This window comes from Methylobacterium sp. WL64 (genome assembly GCF_008039945.1).
Lineage (GTDB): Bacteria > Pseudomonadota > Alphaproteobacteria > Rhizobiales > Beijerinckiaceae > Methylobacterium.
Genome location: NZ_VRVA01000014.1, coordinates 56,072 through 67,138, shown reverse-complemented (window position 1 = coordinate 67,138; position 11,067 = coordinate 56,072). Strand labels below are relative to the sequence as shown.

At 66.0% G+C, this 11,067-nt stretch carries 12 protein-coding genes; 10 read left to right on the top strand and 2 right to left on the bottom strand.

Features of this window, described 5'->3' with window-relative positions; all coding sequences use genetic code 11:
- Positions 1-72 precede the first annotated feature (72 nt).
- The 3 genes from FV242_RS09965 to FV242_RS09955 all read left to right on the top strand — a co-directional run bounded on the left by FV242_RS09965 (position 73) and on the right by FV242_RS09955 (position 3,516).
- Positions 73-597, top strand: coding sequence for a hypothetical protein (locus FV242_RS09965; protein WP_147938805.1), 525 nt, complete (start codon positions 73-75; stop codon positions 595-597).
- 27 nt (positions 598-624) lie between these two features.
- Positions 625-2,274 (top strand): ISL3 family transposase, encoded by a 1,650-nt coding sequence (locus FV242_RS09960; protein ID WP_147938804.1) that lies wholly within the window; start codon positions 625-627, stop codon positions 2,272-2,274.
- 73 nt (positions 2,275-2,347) lie between these two features.
- Positions 2,348-3,516 (top strand): IS3 family transposase gene (locus FV242_RS09955; RefSeq protein WP_147938803.1). Its coding sequence is split into 2 segments (ribosomal slippage): positions 2,348-2,612 and positions 2,612-3,516, totalling 1,170 coding nucleotides; the frame shifts between segments, so codons are not numbered across the junction.
- A gap of 13 nt (positions 3,517-3,529) precedes the next feature.
- On the opposite strand, the gene FV242_RS35410 is transcribed toward FV242_RS09955, so the two are convergent.
- Positions 3,530-3,670: a hypothetical protein gene (locus FV242_RS35410; RefSeq protein ID WP_246692658.1), complete on the bottom strand. Its 141-nt coding sequence runs from the start codon at positions 3,668-3,670 to the stop codon at positions 3,530-3,532.
- Positions 3,671-3,706: 36 nt separating this feature from the next.
- Between FV242_RS35410 and FV242_RS35405 the strand changes: the two genes are divergently transcribed.
- From FV242_RS35405 to FV242_RS09915, 6 genes are all read left to right on the top strand, one after another.
- Entirely contained in the window at positions 3,707-3,799 is a 93-nt protein-coding gene (locus FV242_RS35405) for an LPXTG cell wall anchor domain-containing protein (protein WP_246692657.1), read from the top strand.
- A 172-nt stretch (positions 3,800-3,971) separates the two neighbouring features.
- Positions 3,972-4,418 carry a BA14K family protein gene (locus FV242_RS09940; RefSeq protein WP_147938801.1) on the top strand — a complete coding sequence of 149 codons (447 nt, stop codon included), beginning with the start codon at positions 3,972-3,974 and terminating at the stop codon, positions 4,416-4,418.
- A 480-nt stretch (positions 4,419-4,898) separates the two neighbouring features.
- Positions 4,899-5,399 carry a YidB family protein gene (locus FV242_RS09930; protein ID WP_147938800.1) on the top strand — a complete coding sequence of 167 codons (501 nt, stop codon included), beginning with the start codon at positions 4,899-4,901 and terminating at the stop codon, positions 5,397-5,399.
- Positions 5,400-5,503: 104 nt separating this feature from the next.
- Positions 5,504-6,637, top strand: a complete 1,134-nt coding sequence (locus FV242_RS09925; protein WP_147938799.1) for a chromosome partitioning protein ParA — start codon at positions 5,504-5,506, stop codon at positions 6,635-6,637.
- Between the two features lie 75 nt (positions 6,638-6,712).
- A complete protein-coding gene (locus FV242_RS09920) occupies positions 6,713-6,988 on the top strand; it encodes a hypothetical protein (RefSeq protein ID WP_147938798.1) in 276 nt (91 codons plus the stop codon).
- A gap of 155 nt (positions 6,989-7,143) precedes the next feature.
- Positions 7,144-8,904 (top strand): LysM peptidoglycan-binding domain-containing protein, encoded by a 1,761-nt coding sequence (locus tag FV242_RS09915; protein WP_246692656.1) that lies wholly within the window; start codon positions 7,144-7,146, stop codon positions 8,902-8,904.
- 731 nt (positions 8,905-9,635) lie between these two features.
- Here the strand turns inward: FV242_RS09915 and FV242_RS09910 are convergent.
- Positions 9,636-10,244, bottom strand: a complete 609-nt coding sequence (locus tag FV242_RS09910) for a PAS domain-containing protein (RefSeq protein ID WP_147938797.1) — start codon at positions 10,242-10,244, stop codon at positions 9,636-9,638.
- A 346-nt stretch (positions 10,245-10,590) separates the two neighbouring features.
- On the opposite strand from FV242_RS09910, the gene FV242_RS09905 reads away from it, so the two are divergent.
- Complete coding sequence (locus FV242_RS09905; RefSeq protein ID WP_147938796.1) at positions 10,591-10,815, top strand: hypothetical protein; 225 nt, start codon at positions 10,591-10,593, stop codon at positions 10,813-10,815.
- Positions 10,816-11,067: the final 252 nt, after the last annotated feature.

Genomic DNA, 11,067 nt, shown 5'->3' with positions numbered 1-11,067 from the left:
CACTACTGGGACTGAGGCCCCAAGAACCACGTCTGCGGCTCAGCCAGGGTGCGACCCCATGCGGCGGCGGTCATGCTCGATGGCGAACTTATGACTGCAGAGGTCGGCAACCCAGCTCTGCCCCTCAACTGGGAGGTCGAAAGAGCGAATCGCGTCACCGATTACCGGTTCGATCTTGCCCCAGAAAGACGCTCGCCTCCGCTTCGCGAAGTGAGCCGGACGGGCATAACCGAGCTGGCCACCGAGGCCGACCTCCGCAAGTTCGCAGAACAGTACGATCAGTTTACGGGGGTAGTGCGAATCGCCGAGCCGCGTGATCAGATCCGCCTCCCTGATCAAGCCAGCCTAGGTAACGGTCTCGCGGTTCTCGTCGTCCTCCGGAACCGGGAAATTGAGCATCTTGATGGAACGGATCATGCGACCCGCGTCGACGAGGTCGTGTGCTTCGAAGCGCACCCACAACTCCAGCTTCGAGCGCCCGATGTGATGGGGCGCATGCGCTGCGTCCGGGGTGGCCTGCCCCCTGAAAAGTGGCTCTTCGCCAAGTTTGGTGGATTGGGTTGGTGGAAGGGATGCCGGAAGGTAGCTCCTGGCTGAACCGGGCGGGGATTCTCAGATCAGGGTATGACCCTTCTCTGTTACATCCCCGGTTGTCGCTTTCTCCACGTCACGCGTGAGGAGAGCACTACCCTTCGCATTTCCGCTCAAGCGAAGCGCGATCATGCCCGTTGCCCAGGTTGTCGTACGGTCAGCCGGTCGGTGCATAGTCGCTATCACCGGCGTCCCGCCGACCTGCCGACGAGCGGTCAGGAAGTGCGTCTGACCCTGACGATCCGACGTTTTTACTGCCACGACCCTGCTTGCGCCCGCCGAACCTTTGCCGAGCGTCTGCCGGGCCTCCTCGACCGCTACGCTCAGAGAACCTGCCGGCTGGTCGATGCTCAGGTTCGGACCGCGCTGGCGCTCGGTGCCACACCCGCCGCCCGGCTGCTGCCGCACCTGGCGATGCCCACCAGTGCCACGACGCTGCTGCGGGGTATCCGCCAATGTCCGCTGCCGACCGGATCCAAACCGATCATCGTCGGTGTCGACGACTGGGCCCTGCGCAAGGGCCGAACCTACGGCACCATCCTGGTCGACCTCGAACGCCGCCATGCCGTCGACCTGCTGCCGGATCGTTCGGCCTCGACGCTGGCGGCCCGGCTCCGGCGTGACCCACAGATCCAGGTCGTGGCACGGGACCGCTCGACCGAATATGCGCGTGGGACCGCCATGGGTGCGCCCGATGCCGTTCAGGTCGCAGACCGGTGGCATCTCCTGCTCAATACCCGACAGATGGTCGAGCGCTGGCTCGCCCGCGTCCATCCGCGTCTGAAGCTGTTGCCGGCCGTGGCCCCGTCATCGCCATCGATTCGGCGCGTCACGCCCTACCCGCGCGCACCGTCCGAGATGCTCGCGCGGGCCGCGGCCCGCGGTCGATGGGAAGCCGCCTATGACGACGTGCGTCGCCGCCATGCGGAAGGACACTCGCTTCGGCGCATCAATCGCGAGACAGGCTTGGCCCGGGCGACGGTGCGCAAGTACGCCTTCGCCGCGAGCTTTCCCCGGAACGGCATGCGCGAGCCGAAGCCGAGCATGCTCGATCCTTATCTCTGGCATCTGCATGGCCGCCTCAATGAGGGCTGCGAGAATGCGGAGCAGCTCTGGCGCGAACTTCAGGGGATCGGCTTTGCCGGCACCTCGAAGCAGGTGCATCGCTGGTTGTCCGAGCGGCGCGCAGGCTTGGCCGGAACGACTATCCGGTCGTCGCCAGCACCGACCGACACCCGTGTTGCGATCTCCACCGCATCACCCCTCGCCTCATCCAAGCAGCTGTCCTGGTATCTCCTGCGGGAGCCCGAAGACCTCGGCCCTGAGGCGGCTGCGGTCGTCTCGCGTGTCCTGCAGGATACCGAGGCGGCCAAGGTGGTCGATCTCGGCCGCCGGTTCTGCCGGATCGTCCGGAGCCACTGTGGCCAGCAGCCGTCAGGAAAATCAGATGTCCCGGCGTTCGATCAATGGCTGGGCGAAGCGCAAACCTGCGGTGTCCGGATCGTCGAGAGCTTCGCTGCTAGCCTCGGCCAGGATAGAGATGCTGTTCGGTCCGCACTGACACTGCCTTGGAGCAGTGGACAAGCCGAAGGCCAGATCACGCGTCTCAAGCTCTTGAAGCGCGCCATGTACGGCCGCGCCAACCTCGACCTCCTAAAACGACGGTTCCTCCTCGCAGCCTGATCCACCAAACTTGGCGAAGAGCCAAAGTGGTCCTCCCTGAGGTATGGCTTTGCGCCATGTGGAGGATGTTTTCATGGGACGGAAGAAGCATACGGCTGAGGAGATCGTCGCCAAGCTGCGGCAGGTTGATGTTCTGGTCTCGCAGGGACGCAAGGTTGCCGAAGCAATCCGGTCCATTGAGGTGACGGAGGTCACGTATTACCGCTGGCGCTCCGAGTACGGCGGCCTCAAAGGTGATCAAGTCAAGAGATTGAAATCTTTGGAGACGGAGAACCAGCGTCTTCGTCGGGCGATCTCGGAGCTGACCCTGGAGAAGCTCATCCTGAAGGAGGCGGCTTCGGGAAACTTCTGAGCCCGGCTCGCCGCCGGGCTTGCGTCGACTACGTCGTGGCCGAGCATGGCGTGTCGGAACGGTTCGCTTGCCGCGTTCTGGGTCAGCACCGCTCGACACAACGCAAGTGCGCCGTGGTGGTCGAGGACGAGGCCGCACTGACCGCCGCCATCGTCGCGCTGGCTCTCCAGTATGGGCGCTATGGGTACCGTCGGATCACCGCGCTGCTCCGGCGCGACGGCTGGACGATCAACGTGAAGCGGGTCGAACGGATCTGGCGGCGGGAGGGTCTCAAGGTCCCAGCCCGACAGCCGAAGCGGGCCCGCCTCTGGCTCAACGACGGCTCGTGCGTGCGCCTGCGGCCAGAGCGGCCCGACCATGTCTGGTCCTATGACTTCGTCGAGCACCGGACGCATAACGGTCGCAAGTACCGGATGCTGAATGTCCTCGATGAGTTTACCCGTGAGTGCCTAGCCATCCGCGTATCTCGTGAGCTGAAGGCGCACGACGTGATCGATGTCCTCTCGGATCTATTCAGCCTGCGCGGTGCGCCAGGCCATATCCGCTCGGACAATGGACCTGAGTTCATCGCTCGATCTGTCCGAGACTGGATTGCCGCGGTCGGCTCAGAGACCGCCTACATCGAGCCAGGCAGTCCGTGGGAGAACGGGTACTGCGAGAGCTTCAACGCGAAGCTTTGGGATGAACTCCTCAACGGCGAGGTGTTCTACACCCTCAAGGAAGCCAGCGTCGTGATCGAGCAATGGCGGAGGCACTACAACAGCATCCGGCCGCACTCGTCACTCGGCTACTGCCCGCCCGCGCCAGAGGTCGTCATATGGCCAACGGAACCGAGCGGCTCAGTGCCGTCCGCTCGCCCTGCCATCGTCACCCGGCCTACGATGCACTAACTTCGAACCTGGGTCACCAAATGGGGGCAGGCCAATCGCGCATGAGGTTCGGGATCGCGCCGGTGACCTGATCGAGGACGGGCGTCATCTCGTCGACGACGCGCGCGACCGGGCCGGCAACCTCATCTCGGACGGCCATGATCTCGCCCGCCACGCCCGTAAGCGCGGCACCACCTATGGCCGGCAGGCCGTGCGCTACGCCGACGACAACCGCACCTCCACCCTGCTCGGCCTCGCCGCCGTCGCCTTCGCGGTCGGTTGGCTGTCCCGTCGCCGGCGCTGAACCCGCAATCCTGGAGCCCGTCCCATGATCCGCAAGCTGATCACCGCCTTCGTGCTCCCGAAGGTCATCGCCTACGTCAGCCGCCGGCTCGGTCGTTGGTCCTCCGCCGACGAATCGTCGGGGCTACTGACCTTCCCGTCGCTGTCGAACCCCCTCCAGGATACCATCCACGATGAAGCTGACCCTCGCCCTCGCCGCCACCGTCGCCGCCACCTTGGTCGGCCTGCCGGCCTATGCGGCACCGCCCTCCGCCGCGCCCGTCGAAGCGCTGGTTCGCGGTGATCTGCCGACCCACTTCGTCCAGTACAGGCGGATCGGTCATCGTCACGGCTGGCATGGCGGGCGCGGCTACGGGCGGGGCTACGGCTATGGTCGGGGCTACGGCTACCGTCGCGGACCCGGGGTCGGCGCAGCCGTCGGCGCCGGCGTCGCCGGACTGGCGGCCGGCGCCATTATCGGTGGCGCCATCGCGAATTCGCAGGCTCAGGCCGCCCCGGTGGTGGTGCAGGGCGGACCCGATCCGGAAGCGGTCGCCGCCTGCGCCCGTCGCTTCCGCTCCTACGATGCCGCCAGCGGCACCTATCTTGGCAACGATGGCGACCGTCACCCCTGCCCGTGATCACCCGAACCACCGGGTCCGCCAGCGCGGCGGGCCCGGGTCCATGACGGCATAGCTCCCGGACGCCCGCGCGGATCCGTGGATGTCTCGTGTTGCCGACACCCCGCGGACATCCCCGACCTCGATCCGAAAGCTCGCCATCCATGCGCCCGTACCTTGCCGAGTTCATCGGCACCTTCGTCCTTGTCTTCTGCGGCTGCGGCAGCGCGGTGCTCGCGGCCGACCATAGCCGCCGGCCTCTACGGCTCGATGCGCGCCCTCGATCCGGTTCTCCAGATGCCCGAGCGGCAAGGTCTGCAGGCGCTGGCAGGCGAGACCGAACAGCGGATGGAGAAGGCCGGTATCAAGCCGACCGAGTTCTAGCCCCTCCCTCCCAAACCAGCCTGGCCCCATGCCGGGTCAGATCCCGGTCGCCGGCACGGTGGCTGAGTCCCCGCGGGCGGACCTCCGTTCGATCCTCTTAACCGACAAGGAAAACCGATGAGCAAAGGCTATCCCTCGATGACCGCGCTGCTGGGCCTGTTGGCCGTGGCCGGCTACCAGAACCGCGACAAGCTCGCCGAGCTGCTGAGGGCCCCTGACGCCCCATTGTCCCCCTCGCTCAACCCGGGCCACGGCACTGTCCCGCCGATCCCGAACACCGCATCCCACACCAGCGCCACGGGTGGCATCGGCAATCTTGGCAACCTGTTTGGTGGTCTGGGCATGGCAGGCGTCGGCGGTCTGATCGCCAGCGGCTTGAGCGAACTCGTCGACCACTTCACCAAGGGTGGCCACGGCGAGACGGCGAACTCGTGGGTCAACCAGGGTGTCAACCGCGACATCCCCGAGGCCGACCTCGAACGCGCCATCGGCCCAGACACCCTCGACCACCTCACCCAGCAGACCGGCCTGAGCCGCAGCGCGCTCCTGTCGCGCCTCTCGCGCGAGCTGCCCTCGGCCATCGACCGCTACGCCACCGACGGCCGCCGCCCGGCTTGAGGCCACGACGCGGCCGGTGCCTCAGGGCGCCGGCCGCACGAGACGCCGGGCGACGCCGCGCCGGGGTTCGATCCACCGCCTTTCCCCGACCTTGCGAGAACCCCATGGCCATCGACTATCGCTCCGAACTGCGCAGACCCTTGCCGTTCAGCCTCGCGGTCGTGGCCACCGTCCTGCTGATCTGGCTCATCGTCGCGTCCATCGCCGGCTCGCGCCAGCGTAGCGCCCGCGACCATCGCATCGAGGACCTGCAGGGCCAACAGACGGCGCTCCGGACCGACTTGGACCGGCAGATCTCGACCGCCGGCACTTTGAGCGCGTTGCAGGCCAAGATCGCCACCGCCCAACAGCAGGACCAACAGGCGAGCAAGGCGGCCGAGGCGGCGAAGTCCCGCGCCGCGACCCTGAACCAGGAGCAGCAGGCGGCCGAAGCCAAGGCGAGCGAGGCGAAGAAGGCGGCCGAGGCCGAGACGCAGAAGCTTACCGATCTACAATCCCAGATCACGCAAGCCGAGGGGAAGCTGTCCCCGTTGCGCGAGGCCATCGCCACCGCCGAGAAGGCCGCCGTCGACCGGACCCAAGATCTCGCCGAGGTCGGACGCCGCCTCGAGGAAGCCCGGGTGCAGGAGGCCAAGCTGCGCGCCGATCTCGCGACCATGACCCAGGAGGCCACGGCCAAGACGGCCGACCTCGCCAAGGCCGAGGAGCGCCAGCAGAACGCCCGCGAGGCCGCCGCCGCCGCCCAGAAGGAACTGGCCGATGCCCGGACCGCGACCGAACAAGCCACCAAGCAGCGCACGGACACCGAGCAGGCCGTCGCAGCTCTGACCGCCAACAAGGACAAGCTCGCCGCCGAGGTCGAGCAGGCGAACCGCGATGCCCAGCAGGCCCGCGACGCCCTGGCGAACGTCCGCAAGGAACTCGCCGAGGCCCAGGCGCAACGCGACCGCGTCGTGTCCGAGCGAGGCCAGGCAGAGCAGGCGCTACAGAAGCTCTCCGCCGACCGCGATGCCGACACGGCGGCCCTCGGCGCCCTGCGCAAGCGCCAGACAGACGCTCAGGCCGAGCTGGCCACGCTGAGCGAGACGCTGGCCACCCGCAACAAAGAGGCGGCGGCCCTCGACGAGCGGCTGGCCGCGGCTCGGCAGGACTTGTCCGCCGCCCAGGCGAAGCTCGCAGAAACCCGCCAGCAGCTCGCCACCCCGCCGGCCGCGGTGCCGAGCCAGCCGGCTCGCTGAGACGACGGCGATCCACGCGGGCAACCACCCGCGTGGATCGACCATCCCGGGGCCATCGCACGTAAAGATCGCATCATGAACATCCGTATCCTTGCCTTGACGGCACTCGCCCTCGCGGGCCCCGTCTTCGTTTCCAGGCCCTCCGTGGCGCAGGTCGGACCTGAGATGGAGGCAATGCGAGCCAGTTGTGGGGGCGACTACCTGCGCCTGTGCGCCGGCATGAAGCCGGGCGGCCCCGAGGTGAAGGCCTGCTTCAAGCGCAATCGCCAGAACCTGTCGAAGGGCTGTTCGCAGGCCATCGCCGCCTACGAGCACTCCCGGAGCGGGGCGTCGGGTGAGGCCGACGACTGACCGACGGGACGAGGAAAACGGGCGCTTCGGCGTTGCCGAGGCCTGTTTTCCTCGCGCCTGAACCTGGTGCCCGGGCACCCGCTCCGACCGAACGAAGGCCCGATGCCCGGAAAAACGGGACAGGCGGCGCAGCGGCATAGGAAAACGAGAACGGTATGCTGACCCGCCTGAGCCGCGCCTTCCTTCGGGTATTCCCCGCCCTCGTTTTGGTCGTCGTGGGGCTGCTCGCCGCCCTGTTCCGTCGGCGTGGCGTGCCCCGAGCGAGCGCGACGACGCCCATTCCGGCTTCTACGAAGCCGGCGATGCCGCCGGTACGACGTCGCGGAGCGGCGATCGCGCTCCTTGCCCTCGTCCTCGGGATCGGGCTGGTCCTGGCCGTGAGCGATGGCGACGGCGCCCTCAGGCGGATCGTGTCGCGGCTTCAGGCGTCGCTCGGCGAGGGCCCGCGACCGGTGGCGGCCCTCTCGCCGACGGATGTCGGCATCGGCCGAGGAAACACTTCGGATGCGGTCGCTCCGGTTGGTTCCGTTGGCCAGGGCTTCGCGACGGATCCCGGAACGTCGGGTCAGGGCGAGCCAACCTTCGACACCGTGCGCGTCGAGCCCAACGGGGAACTCGTCGTAGCCGGACAGGCGCCAACGAACACCACCATAGAACTGCTGGTCGATGGCAAGGCCACGGCGAAGGTGGTCGCCGATGCGAACGGTTGGTTTGCCGTCGTCCCCCCGGCGCTCCCGGCCGGCAACAGCGAAATTGGTCTCCGGGTGACCGATGGAAGAGGCTTCGTTCGCCAATCGCGGGACAGCGTCGCGGTGGCGGTTTCCCCGTCGCACGATGCCAAGCCGCTGGTGGCCCTGACATCGCCCGACAAGCCGACCGTGGTGCTGTCGCAGCCAGGCTCGTCGCAGGCGGCGACCCGCGCGGTTCCCGACGCCAAGTCCCCACCACGGACGATGACGGGCACAGCGTCCCCACACGTCCTGGGCTCCCGCGAGGCCCCTTCGGCCGCTGGCGCTTCGACCGCCGCCGTCGCCAAGGATGCCTCCCGATCCAGCCGAACGGGGGACGGCGGCGATGCCGGTTTGGGGGGCACGGGGCAAGCCTCGTCCGACGGGGCCAAGCCCGCCTCCTCGGATACACCAGTGTCTCCGCCGTCGGGGAAGGCGGTCGCGGAAGGATCGGGGGATGCCGCGATCAAGATCGTCAGCGTCGATGTGCAGGAAGGCGGACGGCTTTACGTCAGCGGTCAGGCCGGGGCCGGAGCGACCGTGCGCTTCTACCTCAACGACACCCTGATCGCCCCCGCCAGGGTCGGCCGCGACGGCACCGTGACCTTCACCATCGGCAGAGGCGTCAAGCCGGGAGCCTACAAGGTCCGTCTCGATCAGGTCGATACTGCGTCGGGCAAGGTCCGCAGCCGCGTGGAGGTGCCTTTCTCCGTTCCGGAGGTCGCTCGGAGCGCCGGTACGAACGGTTCGCGCGTGGCACCATCCGCGACGGCCGCCGACAAGGAGGACGGCGGGACGATGGCATCGAACGCGCAGCATCCGACACCTCCCTCGCCGGCGACGGCGTTGAGCCAGAGCCAGGGCGCGGGTGCCGCGGACGGGCCGCGAAATGCCATCCCCGGCCCACCCCAGGAGCTGACATCCTCGGGGCCCGCGCGCGATCCACTCGGATCCGTGCCTGAGGCCGCCATCGTCTTCGTCCCGGAGGTGAGGACAGCCCGGATCGAGCGCGGCGACAGCCTTTGGGCGATCAGCCGGCGGACGTATGGCGAAGGCGACCGTTACACGGCGATCTACGACGCGAACCTGGATCAGATCCGCGACCCGGACCTGATCTATCCCGGCCAAGTCTTCGTGCTGCCGAGCGAGGACGCCATCGATGCCGTGCAGAACGGGAAGCGCGGCTGAGGGAGATGCAACCATGACCAAGTTCACCAAGACCGTAACCTATGCGGTAGTGGTCGCGGCATTATCAATACTTGTCGTCATCGTCGTGCAAACGACCAGTATGTTGACGGGATCACCCCGCTGATATGGTGGGATCGACCCCTGCGGCGGCCCCGCCGAAACATGCCATCCGATATTTTTATTACGCATTCCAGAAAAGCGTTGGGTGCTAAAACACAATCAACGCTCCAAATTTATAATATCCTGCAGAAATTGAATATCAAATCGCCGGTGGAACAATATTGATAGCTTGTTTTGGAACATTTTCGATTGCTTCGGACAAGAATTTGCGTCAACGCCTAGCGTGTTTCAAGTTTAAGAATTTAAGGTATCTTCAAGAAGGTAGCTATCAGTATTTGGCACACACCGCGCCGAGTCTTTGGACTCAGACACATGGAACGTCCGGTTCCTTAGGTTCAGATGCCTAAAGCGGACGTGCTGCTATCGGCCAGACTACGCCATGCCGGATCGCCGACCCGCGCCAAAGCGGTCGTTCGGCTCTGCGCCCTTCCCGGTCATTGTAACAGACTGGAACGCTCCTCCGTAGCGGACATTCAATGTCACCACAGCGTCGCCACGCCATTCAATTAAGGGCGGCGCATGCAAGCCCTAAATTAAACCGCCCTAAGATAAAAATTCAGAGCGCTTCCGGATCAACACGATTGGCTTGTAGGCCGAAGTGCAGCGCGCGTTTAGTTCATGTACCTGCGTCGCGCTCGAACTTCGTGCTGAGCCAGCCGCCGCCCCACTTCGAATAGCAGGGCGTCTGCGCGTGCCTTCAGGTCCGGGTCTTGGAGTTCGGCGATGATGCGCTGCGCGGCCACCGCGTGGTCTGCCGCCTGCTCCAGAGGTGACACCACAGGTGCAGGATCATCTACTGTGGCGGTGAACTTGCCCGTGCGCGAGCGCGTCAGGTCGACGATGATGCCGCGTCCGCGCGCAGGGCGTCCCAACGAGTCGCGCATGATGTACCCTCGGTCGAGCACCCAGCGTGTGACGCCATCGGCCGAATGCACCCGGTATTCGGCGACGAAAGGCACATCCTCGTCGACGCTGCGGCGAATCAGGGTGTGGACGTGTTCCTGGTCGTCTCGATGCACGCCGCGAATGTAAGCGGACAACGGAAGTCCGGCAGCGGCCTCATCAGGGTCGACGCCGAACAGCAACGCGACAAACGTGTTGGAACGAACCACGTCCGAACCAATATCCCAATCCCAGGGCCCGGCAATCTCTAAGGTATCCAGCGCGTACTGAAGCGCCGTCGCACAGATTCGGTCATCGGAGGTCTTTAGCTTCGGCACCTGCTACCTGCGGCTGTCTCGAAAATCGATTGTCGACGACAAACGTATCCCGGCGGGCGGCACGACTTAAAGAGGCAGTACCATTCCCGCAATTACAACGTGTATCGACACCGATCCAATTGCAATCGGTGTTCGATGACGACGTCAAGAGTGGCGTCTGTGACCGCATGGGGATCGATTGGGGGACGGGATGCCGCCCCCGATGAGGCCGATCGAGGTCGAGCCGGGCGAAGGCGGCTCGTAGAACGCGTCGTCCAGGCATCGCGGGTGCCGCCAGCGGGGCATGACGCGTCGCCCGCCTCAGGAGACCCTCCGTCCGGGACGGATGCATGAGCCGTGATCGCAGATGGCGGCCTCGACGGAAGTCGCGCCCCAACTGAACGCCTGCAAGCGCCGCCACCGGGCGATGCACCACCGCGTTCTGACCCTCGTGCAGGCGACGCCCGATCGGGTTCAACCCGTGTTCGTCGGCAACCGGACCCGATCGCATCTGAGGCAGGAAGCATTGGAGCGGCCACCCATTCGAACGAATGTCAAAAGTCTCACGCATGTTATTGTTTTGGATGCGTGAACGACGTTAGAAACCGAGCGCAATCGGATCTCCTAAGGCGGAGTGCCGGCAGCTCTCCGAAAGTAAAGCTCGAGCACAACATTTCGCAGCCCTTGAGAGCACCGAGCCGCTCCATCGTGTGAAGCCCTCGCACGCACAGGTAGGCTCGGATGGCCCTCGACGCTTCTGAGGTGTGCCATGGCGGGACACGACGGTGAAATTCTCGCGCGCGATCGCCGCGATAGACCGGGTCTCAGGCAAACAACGGCAGAC